The 14,895-nt window shown below is 35.5% G+C and carries 9 protein-coding genes, 1 tRNA gene and 2 pseudogenes; 8 read left to right on the plus strand and 4 right to left on the minus strand.

The window, feature by feature from the left end; translation table 11 throughout:
* The 3 genes from ABID23_RS07110 to ABID23_RS07120 all read left to right on the plus strand — a co-directional run.
* Nucleotides 1-567, plus strand: a 567-nt coding sequence (locus ABID23_RS07110; protein ID WP_354190692.1) for an autotransporter outer membrane beta-barrel domain-containing protein, incomplete at its 5' end; no start/stop codon positions are given.
* A 387-nt stretch (nucleotides 568-954) separates the two neighbouring features.
* Nucleotides 955-3,561, plus strand: coding sequence for an autotransporter outer membrane beta-barrel domain-containing protein (locus tag ABID23_RS07115; RefSeq protein ID WP_354190694.1), 2,607 nt, complete (start codon nucleotides 955-957; stop codon nucleotides 3,559-3,561).
* A gap of 977 nt (nucleotides 3,562-4,538) precedes the next feature.
* On the plus strand, nucleotides 4,539-5,483 hold the full coding sequence (locus ABID23_RS07120) for an N-acetylmuramoyl-L-alanine amidase (RefSeq protein WP_354190696.1): 945 nt from the start codon (nucleotides 4,539-4,541) through the stop codon (nucleotides 5,481-5,483).
* Nucleotides 5,484-6,674: 1,191 nt separating this feature from the next.
* Here ABID23_RS07120 and ABID23_RS07125 read toward each other — a convergent pair.
* Nucleotides 6,675-7,907, minus strand: coding sequence for a porin (locus tag ABID23_RS07125; protein ID WP_354190698.1), 1,233 nt, complete (start codon nucleotides 7,905-7,907; stop codon nucleotides 6,675-6,677).
* A 306-nt stretch (nucleotides 7,908-8,213) separates the two neighbouring features.
* Here ABID23_RS07125 and ABID23_RS07130 point away from each other — a divergent pair.
* Nucleotides 8,214-8,304: transfer RNA gene (locus tag ABID23_RS07130), tRNA-Ser, on the plus strand.
* A gap of 603 nt (nucleotides 8,305-8,907) precedes the next feature.
* Here ABID23_RS07130 and ABID23_RS07135 read toward each other — a convergent pair.
* From ABID23_RS07135 to ABID23_RS07145, 3 genes and pseudogenes are all read right to left on the minus strand, one after another.
* On the minus strand, nucleotides 8,908-9,438 hold the full coding sequence (locus ABID23_RS07135) for a hypothetical protein (RefSeq protein WP_354190700.1): 531 nt from the start codon (nucleotides 9,436-9,438) through the stop codon (nucleotides 8,908-8,910).
* Nucleotides 9,439-9,596: 158 nt separating this feature from the next.
* Entirely contained in the window at nucleotides 9,597-10,088 is a 492-nt protein-coding gene (locus ABID23_RS07140; protein WP_354190702.1) for a hypothetical protein, read from the minus strand.
* Between the two features lie 1,813 nt (nucleotides 10,089-11,901).
* Nucleotides 11,902-13,231, minus strand: a pseudogene (locus tag ABID23_RS07145) (type ISP restriction/modification enzyme); the annotation flags it as partial.
* A 67-nt stretch (nucleotides 13,232-13,298) separates the two neighbouring features.
* Between ABID23_RS07145 and ABID23_RS08230 the strand changes: the two are divergent.
* From ABID23_RS08230 to ABID23_RS07165, 4 genes and pseudogenes are all read left to right on the plus strand, one after another.
* A complete protein-coding gene (locus tag ABID23_RS08230) occupies nucleotides 13,299-13,796 on the plus strand; it encodes a hemagglutinin repeat-containing protein (protein ID WP_354190704.1) in 498 nt (165 codons plus the stop codon).
* Nucleotides 13,797-13,946: 150 nt separating this feature from the next.
* Entirely contained in the window at nucleotides 13,947-14,405 is a 459-nt protein-coding gene (locus ABID23_RS08235) for a hypothetical protein (RefSeq protein ID WP_354190706.1), read from the plus strand.
* Between the two features lie 23 nt (nucleotides 14,406-14,428).
* Nucleotides 14,429-14,605, plus strand: coding sequence for a hypothetical protein (locus ABID23_RS08240; protein ID WP_354190708.1), 177 nt, complete (start codon nucleotides 14,429-14,431; stop codon nucleotides 14,603-14,605).
* Between the two features lie 182 nt (nucleotides 14,606-14,787).
* Nucleotides 14,788-14,895: pseudogene (locus tag ABID23_RS07165) on the plus strand (glycoside hydrolase family protein); the annotation flags it as partial.

The raw sequence follows: 14,895 nt of genomic DNA on the forward strand, positions 1-14,895 counted from the left end.
AGTATGCAGCATGAAGCAGGCTTCTATGTCGATGGTCTTGTTTCTTATGGTGTGTTTAAAGGTGATGTTCTCACCCTTGCACGGGGTAAGACAGCCACATTGCAGGGTAATCCTCTGAGTGTTTCTTTGACCGGTGGTCAGACATTTGTAACGGGATATGAAGGTGTTGTCTTTGATCCACAGGCTCAGATAGTTTATCAGCATCTTCAGTTTAAGCAGTCCCATGATGTTGACGGCTTTGACATTGATATGGGTAAACTTGATCAGTGGGTTGCACGTGTTGGTGGTCGTTTAACGAAGACAGCGAGTGGATCTGAAGAAGCAAATACTGTTTCCTTCTATGGTAAGCTTTATTTGACACATGGTTTTGGAGGAGAACAATCTGTGCGTTTCAAAGATGCATTCCAGTTAGGTTCTTTTGGTTCTTCCTTAGAAGCTGGATTGGGATTTGATGCTAAACTTTCTCAAAAGTTTTCATTGCAGGGTGATCTGGCTTACCAGCACAAACTGACTAAGGCTGGTTTTTCCGGAATAAGTTTTTTTGGTGGGTTACGCTATCATTTCTAATGCCATTATAGTTTGAGTGAAGTCTTGAAACAACCACAAGCTATGCTTGTGGTTTTTTCTTTCTGTTGTTTTGTGAGTCATTTTCAAAGTTAAATTTGGAGCGTATACAACGGCTTCCAAAAACTACACTTTGTACTAATTTTACCTGCTTACACTTATAGAGATAAGTTCTTCTAGAGTATATTGGAAGGATATATGAAGTGATTATTTTAAGCCGCATTTTTGCAGAAATAAAAATACGAATCGTGACTTTATTTTGTTATTTTTTTGTTTTTTACTTTACATAAAATCCAAAACAAATTATTCGGATCAGCTTCTAATAGATTAATCGTGAGATGGGTCTCTTTGTTTTTTAATGAAAATAGAAAAGAAAGTTTATAGCGGATTATGATTAAAATTTTAAAAAATCATGTATGTTTATGTGTTCTTACAACATCTGTTTTTTCCTTCGTATTCAATATAGATGCTTATGCGCAGGATTCTCAATCTTCGTGTGGTTCTCTTTTTAAGTCATATTCATGTGATGCGCTTGGAAATGCTCCTGTATCATATGTGGATAATTTTGAGATAGCGTCGGGTCAAGCTATGGTCATTATGAAGACTTCTAACATAGTGATAAAACAAGGGGAAAAAACAAATTCAAAAACTGATGAGAACTTACAATTGAAAAGATCTGGTTTGATAACATCAGAAGTCATTGCTTCTCAAAAGGCAATTACCGTTTTAGATAAGGTGTCTGTCACTGGATCTGGAAAAAAAGTGGTAGGCAGGAGTAATAACGGGGTAAAACAAGCAGTTTTGGGGGTACAGCAAGATGGTTTTCTCGTTTTTAAAAATGGTAAGATTGATGTTAGCTATGTTCATGGTTTAGTGGGTGAAAGTTCACCAGCCATCTTTTCTCGTGATAAATCTTCGCTACAGTTGCAAGGAATGTCTAAGGTTTCTTTTGAAGATTCAAATATTGTTATTAAGGGGCATAGGGTTCATGGTTTGCATCTTCAGGGAAGCTTTTCGGAAAATAAGTATAAACAAGGTGAGATGATCTCTCAGTTAGGGGTATTTCAGTTTAAGAAGACTAACTTTCACGTTCCAGATGGTACAGCTATTTATGTGAATGATGCGAGGAGATTCCCTTATATTACTGTATCAGAGAAATCGCGTATTTCTGCTGATCAATTATTAGAAGTTAAAAATAACTCGTATGCAGGAGTTGAGGCTAATAATTCTTCTCTTATCGGGGGAGTGCACGTTGATGAAAATTCTTATGCTGAACTTGAGCTATCGAATAAATCACAATGGACTGTGGCACCGAGAAAAAACAATCAACGGCAGAATGTACAGTCTGTGGATTCGTCAATTTCATTTGTAAGGCTTATTAATAGTTCTATCGTTTTTAAGAAACCAAAAGATGCTTATTATCAAACACTTCATATAGGGGAGTTGAATGGTAATACTTCGGATTATGCTTATGTTGCACATGGCGATGTGCGCCTTCTTGTCAATGCATCTTTTATGACAGATGATCAAAACAAGGGAATCAAGGCTGATAAACTTTTAATCTATGGTGATGTCTATGGAACAACTAAAGTGCATATCGTATCGGGTTTACCTAATTCAGAGAAAAAAAAGCACTTTAGCCAAGGTGAAAGGAAAGACTCTGAGAGTGTTTCCATTATTCAAGTTTATGGAAAGGCAACAGCAGATTCCTTTAAGCTTCCCATTGGTTATGCAACATTGAAAGGCTCGCCTTATCTATATCGTCTTCGTGCTTATGGTCCAGATTCTGCTCATGGTGACGCAAAACATGAAAATAAGCTGATTAAACAAAAACAGGTTAATAGTATTGAAGGCTTCTGGGATTTCCGACTTGAGCCTGAATATATTAGGCAGGTTTCTGCTCGATATCGATCTAAGTTGCAGAATATTGATTCTCGTCGTCGTGTAACGCGCTCTGCTGAAGTTCGTGCTGGACATGATTACCCTGTAACTGGTACTGGTGATTCTGTTCTTCATTCTGAGGTAGAAGTTAAGGCGGTTGTGCCACAAGTTCCAACCTATCTGCTTTTACCAAACAGCATATTTCATGCTGGTTTGATGGATATCAGCAATCAAAACAAACAGTTGGAAATGCAGCGTGCTACTTTCAGTGGGATGCTAGAAATTTCTGGAAACCCTGCTTCATTTTTACGTGGTTATGGTGGAAGTTATCGCTACAGTTCAGATTTATCTGCCTTTGAATATGGTTATGGGGGTGATTTTAACTATAATGCTATAGAGACAGGTGCTCTGCTGGATACCATTGAAAATGCTGATATTGCGGTCTCTTTTGGGGTTATGGGGTCTTATGGTAAGCTTTCTTTGCAGCCTGTAGATGTTGAATATAGCCAGAAAAGTGCCTTTGATAAATGGACAGCTGCAGCATATGGTAGTATGCAGCATGATGCAGGTTTTTATATTGACGGTATTTTATCTTATGGTTTGTTCCAAGGTGATGTTCTTACCCTTGCAAGAGGCAAGACAGCAACCCTGAAAGGAAATTCTTTAAGTGCTTCCTTGGTTAGTGGTAAGTCGTTTATGACAGGGCATAAAGGACTTCTTTTTGATCCACAAGTTCAGGTTATTTATCAAAATTTGAAATTTGATAAAGCATCTGATATTGATGGTTTTGATATTGAGATGGGAAAACCTAAACAGTGGCTTATGCGTGTTGGAGGACGTTTAATAAAGACTCTTTCTACATCTAAAATAGGGCAAATTGTTTCTTTTAATGGAAAGATTCATTTTTCTCATAGTCTTAAAGGAAAACAATCTGTGCACTTTAAAGATGCCTTTCAACTAGGGGCTTTTGGTTCTTCCCTAGAAGCTGGGTTAGGTTTTAATGCACAATTGTCTTCCAAATTTACTTTTCATGGGGATGTAACCTATCAGCATCAGCTGACCAAAGCTGGTTTGTCAGGAGCGCGTTTTTCTGGCGGACTTCGCTATCGTTTTTAGATACTTATGAAATGTAAGATCATTTTTATGCAGGTCTAGAGTGTTGTATGAAGTGTCAAATATTAAACTTATCATAATTGGATATACTCTTTTTTCTTATATAAAAACGGAGAAGAGTTATGATTGATATAGTTAAAAACTGTTGATTTTATTTACTTTTACAACGGTCTTCCTTCTAAAAGTTATTAGATATTTGTGATAAAGTCATAATTTTAAAACTTCCCGTGATACAGCGGGGAGTTTTGTTTATATGGAGGACACATCACTCAAAGTAAAATCGAATTTTTTAAAAGTTTTTGAGGAATATTCTCTTATTTATACTTGTGTTATTGTTATATATGTAGAAAAAAGACGCGTAGTTATTGGTATATCTCAGATAACCGTCTTTGGTGGTAAGTTAGACTAAATATATGTGTAGGCAGCGGAAAAGTTGTCCTCATAGATGAAAATTTTAAGGATATACTTAGCCTTTATATTTAGAACAAAAATTGTTTGAACAAGAAATAGAGGCGGCTAAGGGGAGGCAAAAGCTGTTCATATTTCATATAATATCGATATAGAAGGAAAAAATGGGTCTTATCTTAATAAATTGATATTGATCCGGTTTTCATAAGTGTGACAATATGGGTATTTTTCAAAATATTTCTTAATTTTAGAGTGGGATCACCTCCTTTTGTAATAAACTTTATCTTTTTTAGCGTTGAGGAAGAGGTTGTTTGCACTATTTTAGGAAAAGGTTGGCAGAATACCTTTATGAAAAAATATTAAAAGAATATTTTGGTTATGTAAGGCTACACAGAAAAAGTTTCAATTGTTTATATGTTCATGAAGGATAAATTATAAACACGCTTTGGTAATTGAACTGTCATTGAACTGCCAAAAAATATCGTAAGAATGCTCTCCAATACTTAATTTTGTGTGTTTTCTGTTGTAAAGCGTGGCAAGGTTTGTGAGCTAGGTAAAAAGGAAGGGTTTCTATGTATCAGATTGATTACAACAGTTATCGTTCTACTAAAAGTTTTAATCGTCGTGTTCGTTTTCTTGTGATGCATTATACGTCACTTGATTTTAGAGCATCAGTTATGGCTCTTACAGGAGAAGAGGTGAGTGTCCACTATCTTGTTCCTGATCCAACAGAGAAGACATATATTGAAGCAGGATTTAAGGATCTACGTATCTTTAACCTGGTGGATGAAAATGAGCGTGCGTGGCACGCGGGTGTGAGTGCATGGGCTGGGCACAGTAATTTGAACGATACATCCATTGGAATTGAAATCGTTAATTTAGCAAATGATCATTCTAATTCTTTAGAGGATATGCATGTTGAAAAAACTGTAAAAGATAGGCAGATTTTGAATCTAGTTTATAAAGATGGAGATAAATTAAAGAATGAGATTCATTCATCGGGTGAGGGAGGGCATGCGTGTTCTACAGCTTTGCAGTTTGAGACGGCTGTTATGACAGCTGACAAAAATGAAAATATTACATTTCCTCCTTATAATTCACAGCAGATTGATGCAGTTAAGGAGCTTGCACTCAATATTCTACAGAGATACCCAGATATTACGCCAACCGATGTTGTTGGACATAGCGATATTGCCATTGGTAGAAAGAGTGACCCAGGAGCTGCTTTCCCGTGGAAAGAGTTTTATTTGGCGGGTATTGGGGCGTGGTATGATGATAAAGTAAAGGATCATTATCAAAAACAGTTCTATAAGAGTTTTCCATCCAAAGTGGACGTTTTGGGTAAGTTGAAATGTTATGGATACGATACTTCAATTGCATACACTGAAGTTGGATATAAGCAATTAATCCGAGCATTTCAGCTTCATTTTCGTCAAGAAAATTATGATGGAATTCTAGATATTGAAACAGCAGCAATTATCTATGCTTTGGTCGATAAGTATTTTCCATCAAATTAATTGACTTCATGCCATTGATGACTGTTTTATCACAGAAAAAGTTTAAAAGACTTTCATAAGTTTCTCACGAAATTTAAAGTAAGTATAATTTTTTTCTTTTTTATCACACACTTTTTTGATTCATTTAAATATAGTGATCATTGTGGATATTATTATAAAGGTTGTATTAAGTTTTTCTGATTGAATAAGTGTGAAAGTAAATCATTTATGGTTTGAGAGAAAAATTTTACATAGAGATATATTTATAAAAAATGCAAAAGCTCTATAGCTTTGTGAGGTAAACCCTAAATTCTATCTCTCTATCAGACATATTATACTTTTATCTAAACAGTATATATAAAATTAAGATGTTGTGTGCACTTGTTACAAGTCAACATCATTATTATATTTTCTGGTTTGTAGGTATTGTAATAGCCTTTGCATTAAGATTCTTTATAAGAGGTATTCTTACCCCCACGTCAGCACTATTTATGATGTATCAGAGGATGGTCTTGAATGAGAGGATCCTGCGTTACTCGAATTTCTGATTCAAGATGTAAAGCGATGAATTATATTTATAGATAAATGTGTTGTTTCATATAATTAAAATATAATGCTTGAAAATTTTTATTGGGAAAGAAGTGTATAAAAAGCTTTCCTATAGATATGAAATAAAAAACACGAATTGCGATTCTACATTTGTGGCGTATAAGAAAATCTTAAAAATTATCAAAGAAGATAAAGAGTACACATAGTAAAATAGTGAACTGTGTTCAGAGCTTTGAAGAATATACCGCTTTTTCGCTTGAATATGTATTTCATCTGTTTCAAAAACACTAAAATTATCAAGAACTTTGGTAGTTTATCGCAGTATTATTCATTTTACTAAAAATCATTCTACGATTATTGTCTCATGCTTTAAAATTATAGCCATCTTATTTTTTTCAAAGCTATTTTCGCAATTTTATCAAACATTTATTGATAATAAAGATCTTCATGATTTGAATGATCTCTGAAAAGTGCGTGAACTATACTTATAAGCACGTAAGTTATTGATTTTTTTAGAATATTTTTAATAGAGAAAGTAGATTTGGCAGAAAATAAATATCTAAGAGACAAGGATATGATGACCACATGTGGCTTAAAAGATAAAAACTGGCAATATATATTGCCAGTTTTTATCGGTATATATTTTTGTGTAATCTAAAAGAATTAGAATGAACGTTGGAGACGAATCATACCTTGAAACGCACTTTTTCCATTCAGAGAATATTTATAGCTTTTAAGATCATCTACTGCTTTAAAAGTGCGATCATCATTCCAAGAAACGTAAGTTAACTCAGGTGTAATAACAAATCCTGGAACCAGCGTGTATGCAATATTTACAGACGTTGCAAAGGCTTTTACAGCGCTATAAGAGACTTGAGCGTTTAAATTTGCCTTTGAAGTCAGTTTGTAAGTCGCTCCAGCCCAAGCGGCCCACTTACCACCCCAGTTTGCATAAATCGTTGTACTTTCTCGTGCCAGTTCACCGCGGTTATCCTTATCTTCTGTGTAGTAATCAACGCCGTTTTTATAACCAACCATCGCCCACAGGTTTAAGCGGTCACTGACATTAAAGTCCATGCGCACTTTACCAGCCCATTTTTTATAATAAGCATCATAAGCTGCAACCGTTGAAAAACCACCCCATTTTTGCATAAACTTTATACCAAAAACAAGATTAGGCGTATAATCTTTTGTTCTTTTACTTGGTTTATCATCGTCAGAAACAATGGCAATTTTATCATCTTTATTGACATAGTAATATGTTAATCCGTCACCTAGGCCATCACTTGACGCGTCATTGATATAAGCATTACCTAATTCAGCTCCGATAATTGCGGAAAATCCGGTATCACCACTAAAGGTATAAGAGACAAAACTCGTGCGTGTTGTACCTGCTGGTGCTATAGTATCATCATTGATAACATTTCCGTATCCACCGGTCCAGGTGTTGAATATAGTATCATCAAGACCTACACGAAAACCACCAAGTTCAATATAAGCTGCTGCGAGCGTTGCTCCAGCTCTATTTTTACCATCTCCCCAACTAGAGAAGATGCGTGCATAAGAGCGAAGTGTTCCTAATTCTGTTTCAGAAGCAGTTTGAAAAACAAGGGTTAAACGTGATGATGAACCGTAGGTTTTTCTTTTTTTATCCAATTCAGCATTGTTTTTTGCATCGATGTTATCACCACCTATTAAATCAGCACGAACATTCCCTGATAAGCGCATGCAGGTTTCTGTTCCAGGAATATAAAAATATCCTTTACCATATGCATCGCAAACACGAACATATTCAATAGGTTCCGGTTCTGCTATCGCTGTAGAGGAGGCCGCTTGCGTTCCAGAAACTGCTACAAAAGCTGTTGCAGAACTTAAAAAGAGGGATTTAATATTCATTATGAATCTCCAACGAAAAGTAACTCAATTCCCTTACAGAGTTTTTCCTCAACTCGGTAAGGATAAAATAAAATATATGCACTCATAATCCCAGCTATACTCATCTTTTTTCAATATATAAACATAAAATTAACTTTTTTAGGGGATATTAATGCACTATTTAAGGCAATGTTGTAAAAAGAGCACAATTCTCTTTTTGTTAATTTTTTGTTCTAGTGAATGGGTAAAAAAGAAAAATCTTAGATATTTTTGAAAAAAATAGAAAATGTCTTGAACTTTTTGTCGATACCATTTATGCACTCCCTTGGAGAGGTGGCCGAGTGGTCGAAGGCGCTCCCCTGCTAAGGGAGTAGGGCTCAAAAGGCTCTCGAGAGTTCGAATCTCTTCCTCTCCGCCATTAACCTAAAACGAACTTTCATATGCCTTATATGGCATAGCCTCAAAAGCCCAGCATTTGCGGGCTTTTTCGCTATTTGCAATTGACTTCCTCTCTATAAAAACACCCCGTTTTTCTCTAATTTTTCTCCTATATATGCCCCTTTCCTGAAAAACACCGTACTTGGAAAAATGAAGTACGGAGCTTTTAGTCATGGGAAATCAAGGGTTTGGCAATTGACCAGCTCGCAGCAGTCTATACCTAGCACTTACAGCGTGTTTTCTGGAAGTCTGCAGTTAAAACGGTACTTATAACCCTCCTCCTTAATGTAAGGTATAGGATTATCGGACTGCCGGAAAGCTTTTTTAAGTTTCTTAATCAGTTCCTTCTTTTGTGATTTGATATTATCGGCGGCAGCCTGATCTGTCCATCCTATAATACCTTTATTTTGAATACAGCTTTTAAGCGATATCCATTGTAGAGTTGGCTCTTTAGTTTTCTTATTCAGCATATGAAGGTCTGCTGGCTCATAGCGTTGGGTTTCACCACCACAGGTGACAATGATTACCTCTCTCTCTTATGGGCCTTTTGGGTACGCTCATCATTCAGAAGTTGTTCTTCTTGTCACTCAAAGGTAAATTGATTCCACGAAGCACCTGATGGGCTAGAGAATTTCTTACATTCTATTTCAGGATTAGGGTCTTTTATAGCTTCAAAAAATGAGTTAAAGCTCTGCGAAGCTTTTTCAGTATCTAACAAGCAATTCTCGCTTTGCAAATTTTGTAATCCAATCAAATCTGAGCCTTTTGGCATGAATAGCATCAATTTTAGCTTGGCTAATGTTTCAATGGACGGTAGAAGCAAAATGGCTGATTCATCAAGTCCAGTCACATGGCTGACTATGCCTTCCAGATCTCCATCGTAAATATTGATTCCAAAGAAAACTGGATAACGAATGGTGCTCCGAGGAATATAGTAGCCAAATCTTATACAGCTTGAGGAACACTCAATAGTCTGTACATCTTTGAAAACAGATATGCCTTTTGTGAGATTAGCAATCAGGATGGCTATTTTCTTTAAGTTTAGAGAAAATATCCACCTGTCGTTATTTGAGATGACTAATTCTGGACAATTCGATGAATTATCATTGTACACGGCTAGCAATTTGCCGTTAGGCTATTTCACAAATACGCCTACCGCAACAACCCCCACTTTCGTAATGAAGGTTATCATCAAGAACTGTTGTGCTATCAAACAGCAATTTGATTATATCTGTTTCACCAAAATGCCTGACTAAAAATGCATGGTTATGTTCATGCCGAGGCAGATTCGCCAGTGTTTTCCACATATTGTGATGCCTCTTTTGGGGGATTTTTTGGAATAATTAATTGCTGATCATTGATCCAGTCTTCAATCATCAAGCTATCTTCGTCTCTACCAAATGTTGCTTGGTTTCCGGAACGAATACCAATCTTACGCGGAGTATTACTACCTTTAAAACGGACACTAAATTTAGCGTAAATAATATTTGCCTTGCTTGTACTCTCAAGCCCATTTTTCCTTATTAAGGTACCCAAAAGATTTTCAGATTTTCTAATCTCAATTTCACCGCCCCAATCATATTGTAATTCCACGAGCTTGACGTCTTCTATGCCATCTACAGAAGCAAAGTTATGAGCTGTGGTTTGGATTTCACGCAATTTATATGAGTGAAAAGATTTTCTTTTCTTCAAAATAGAGTTCATTGTCAAATATGTGTTTCCCGATACAGCGTAGATATTCTGGCCGCTGACCTTTTTTCCCATCAGTCTTCACACTGAGGTTGTCAGTCTCCTCTTTTGATTATCCAAGATATAATAAAAAATACAATAAAGTCAATAGGTTGAGTGTAATTCTTTTTATAAGAATCCATCCTTTTATGCATGATTCATTTGACCATTTTTTATATAAGATTGGCATGTATGAATAGACCATAAAAAGCAAATCATGATGCAAATATTATAACGCATGTGTGCATTCAAATGAAATGAAAAGCCGATATCATTCATAACAGTTTATAAATTTTATGATACGTTTTTATCACAGCACAAATCACATTGTTTAAAATGTAGTTGTTTGAAATTATCGATAACATAAATTGTATACGTTTAAAGATTGGATTGTTAACCACATGATAAAAACATAAAATTACAGTTCTCAAAATTGAGAAGCGTAAAATCTAAAAATGCTACAGCAATATTTTATTACCTATTAGAGGGTAATCGTTTGAAAATGTTATAAGCTTATAGGTTTAATTTATAAAGATTGTATAAAGAATTTAAAGACAAGATCACTTTTAAAACCACGGTATTTTTTTACCGGAGTAGGAAATAAACAGATAATGGAAATCACAGTGTTATATCTTATGAAATTAAGAGCCTTTTAATGACATAACACAAGCAAGCGAGCAAAAAATGTTTTCAAAGTTACAGTTTAAAGCACAGTGCTCAAATTTGGACCGGTTGATTTTTAAAGAAATTAGGTTTTAATGAAAAGTGAAAATACACTTACGAGAATCTTTCTAAATCAACGTTTAAACGTTTGAAACATAAAATGAGATTTTTATAAAAAACGTTTGAAGCTGATGTTTTATAAGCAATTATAAGCTTATTATTTTTTCATTTTCTTAAGAGCATTTTCTCTTTTGAGAGAACCTTAAATAGGGTTTATATAACAGAGTAGATTTAAAAGCCTTATATTTATATGAGTTTAAAGCTACATATTATGGGCTTTATGAAATGATTGCGTTATGGTTTGAATCTATACATTCATAATATTTAAAAACGCTCTCATCATGCGTATTTTTATCTTTATAACCTATCAGTTTTTTCACTAAATGAATTTTAATTTTTTTGTGAATTTTGTTTATAACATATTTGCAACTTAACAGCTTTTTATAGGAACTGTCTTTATAACCAATGCTTTCATTTGCATTATGATTATAAAACCTTGCTGTTTTTACGCATTTTCTATAGCTGTTATATGCTTTATAGCCATGGTGTTATGTTTCATTTTCATAAAAGAAACGATAAGTAGGATATATGATAATTGTAATTTATAGACTGTTATGAAAACATCTAAAAAGAGATTAATAATTATAGAGATTAGCAAAATCTCTTTTAATAGGCTTTTGTCAGTTGTGTCAGTCCTTTTTAAAAGACAAAATTATATTTTTAGTGAGTAATTAAAGCGTGTCTTATGAAAAGCATATGATTCTTTAAAGCCTTTCAAAAGATAGCTGGTAACTTATAGGAGATGTTATCAAGGTTATTATAGTTATGAGTTTCGAGGGTTTTGAAGGCATTTTGAGAGTTTTAAGAACCTTCAAAACCTATAAGAAAAATAAATATATATAACTCCCCTTTAAACAAAACTTTTGAAAACAATAAAGCTATCATTTTAGATTACGCTATAATTTTTTAAAGACAATCCAAATAAGAGTGTTTAAAAATATAAAGCCTTATCTTTTAGAATAAAGCATATAAACACTCCTTTTAAGATGGTATGTAAGCAATGTATAAAGGGGTATAGAGTATACTTATAAGACCCTATACCCATTATGTGACCATGCTTTATAAGTTATTCAGTTTCTCTTATTTCTAATTTTGGTAGTTTTTTCACGATTTTCATTGTTTCTAAACTTACGGTAATAACCCTTTGAAACAACTCTAGAGGGCAGGCAGGGCTGCCAACGGTTTCAATAGCATAGCAATTGGTATCATTGACAATACCACTCTTTTTATCCGTCTTAACACATTGACGCCCCATAACCCATTCAAGAGTGGGTTTACCATTGACGATATACTCATAAGCTTCAAGAGGGATATCTGTTATTGTGATATTGCTATTGTAAATAACTGTGGTTTTATCCTTTTCCTTACTATTCTTAATTTTTGCGAATTTCATTTCAGTTACGTAATAAAACTTTTCGGGATGAGAGATCTCTGTTTGTTTTGGATTATCCTTTTTAAATGTGACTGGATAAGACTCTACGTTTTCATAATTCATGTACAAATGATCCAGTTCACGCTCTGTTGTTACAAACTTCCAAAAATCATCAGCACTCTTTACACAAGGGATACGAGGCAGTTCTTTAGAGAGATTATCAGCATAACGGGCACGATAATCTTCCGAATGAAGTAAACCGTAAACGTAATAGAACAAATCATCTTTTGTTACGGTCTCATTAGGATAAGCCGCTTTAAAATGTGCTAGTCCTTCATCAGTAATGGCATCACGTCATTGTAAACCAGCATTGTTGCTTTTTTCTATAGAGTTCGTAAATAAATGGGATTGTTTTTCACTTTTACTTTTTGAAACCGTAGTATCTTCGTAAATATAGCGTGGAAAGCATTGGCTATTATTTATCATACCCACATCAGGTACATTTTTAGTCATCAAGATAGAAAATCCACCTCTTGCTCCTACAGCAGCAATTTTTATGACTCTATTTTCAACTATTTTTCCCATAGGAAATATATGCGGCATTTGATAAACTGGTTCATTAAAAATACGATTATAATAAAGCCACTGTTGTGTAAAAGGACAATACAAACTCTGAGTGAGACATGTCTCTTCAAATTCAAAAATTTTTCTTCTAATTAACTGTTGTTTGACACTATAGCTCCAACTGATTTTACTGTCATCGGAATTGACAAAACTATCTACATCCCTTGTACGTGCTTTACTATCGGTATGTGTATAAGCATCATCAAAACGTTTCACTTCGATATTATAAAAAACAATCATATTGTTCATATTTTTTCAAAACTTCACGGCTTGAGTTATACGTCCAAGCATCACGATTGATTTTTAGATCACAAGAATAAATCTCAAACAGTTTTTTACCATGAGGTTTCTTATCACCTAGAGCTAAAAATGCTTTGAAATTTTCATCACGTTGATCAAGTCAACCACTATGTCTATGTTTACTTCGTGTGATGCATAACAATGATGCATAGAGCGGGAATATCAGTTTGGAAGCAGGTCAGCATATCACCTTTGAAAGTGTGCAAAACACACAAAGCACAGAAAATAATATTGAAAGTACTTCGGTAAATGTTGGTACCAATTATGGTGTAGGTGGTGCAGGGGCAAGGGGCAACTCCTCGTTTAATCAAGGAGAAAGTTCTAGTGAAGCTGTTCAGCAGAAGAACAGCCACATTGTGGGCACCAATACTGTTCACACAAGCAGTGGAGAAAACACCACATTAGCGGGCGCTGTGGTTTCTGGAAATCGTGTAGAGGTGGAGATTGGTGGTGATTTCACCGTTGCCAGCTTCAGTGATACAGGACAAACCTCTAGCAAGCAAAAATCAGTTTCTGTTGGGTTTGGTGGAAGCAAAATTTTTGATGCCGGGGCGACTAGTACTTCTTCCCAAAAGGATCAATCCTCTAGCGATTATCGTAGTGTTGTGGAACAATCAGGTGTTAAAGCCGGTGAAGGGGGCTTTGGTATTACTGTAAAGGACTAAACAACCCTGACTGGGGGGGGGATTATCGACAGCACAGCACCGACAGAAAAAAACAGCCTGACCACAGGCACTATTACGACCACGGATATTGTCAATCATGCAGATGCGCAAGCCAACAGCCAAGGTTTAAGTTTTGCCACGGGTGGTCCCGTGTATCAGGGTAAATATAAAATCGCGAAAAATGCTGCTAAAAATATCTTAGATTATGCAAAAGCCAAAGATTCAGCGGAAGGATACACCAAATCTGCGATTTATGATGGCACCATTGTGCTGACAAATGAAGCAGGGCAACTGGCATTGACAGGGCAGGGAGCAAACCAAACCATCGCCTCCCTTAACCGTGATACCGTTACAGCCCATAAAGCTCTACAACAGCTCGATGTTAATAAGCTGGAACAAATCGTTCATGAAAACCGTGAAATGGCAATACAACTCTTAGAAGAAGGGTTTAAATACAGTGATGAAGTTTATAAAACCATGTTTATCAAAGAACACCCCATCGCTGTGGTGGACCGTGATGAACAGGGACATATCATCTATAAGACAGATAAAATGGGCAGTATATCGCAGACGCTCGTGGACAACCAATCCCTAAGTTTCATTATTTAACGCCAGAAGAAGAAAAGCAGCAGTTGCAAGCAGGCCCTGATGGTAAGGTGCATGTTTTGTTCAATGGTATTTTTACCTCACCAGAGGGGGCAGCGGGGTATGTTGTACAACATGCGAAGGATAAAAATGCACCACTTTATTTTGTTGTGTTTCCAGAAGCCGATTCTGCCATCTCAGAACTTATGGTTGCAGGCTATTAGAAGTTTCTGGAAAATAACTTTTTGGGTTTGACCAATTCAACAGAAGAAGCAAAAGATCTAATATATGGTTATGGCAATACGGGGTTAGAACTTTACGGGCATAGTCGTGGTGGCATGACATTGTATAACGCGCTATATTCCTTCAAACAACAAGGCACACGCGGGATAGTCAATGAAACAAGGCAGTAGAGGAATCGGTTACGGTTTCGTTAACGGATTGCCAATTCGCGGCTCTCGTTTCGTTTTGCTATAATGTAGGAACGAAAGCCTTTTGCAAGTCAAGTTTGTTA

The organism is Bartonella silvatica, from assembly GCF_040545155.1.
GTDB classification, from domain to species: Bacteria; Pseudomonadota; Alphaproteobacteria; order Rhizobiales; family Rhizobiaceae; genus Bartonella; species Bartonella silvatica.

Excerpts from the sequence above, each read along its gene's own strand:
- ABID23_RS07125 (WP_354190698.1), bottom strand. The coding sequence starts at position 7,907 with ATGAATATTAAATCCCTCTTTTTAAGTTCTGCAACAGCTTTTGTAGCA.
- ABID23_RS07140 (WP_354190702.1), bottom strand. The coding sequence starts at position 10,088 with ATGGGAAAAAAGGTCAGCGGCCAGAATATCTACGCTGTATCGGGAAAC.
- ABID23_RS07120 (WP_354190696.1), top strand. The coding sequence starts at position 4,539 with ATGTATCAGATTGATTACAACAGTTATCGTTCTACTAAAAGTTTTAAT.
- ABID23_RS07115 (WP_354190694.1), top strand. The coding sequence starts at position 955 with ATGATTAAAATTTTAAAAAATCATGTATGTTTATGTGTTCTTACAACA.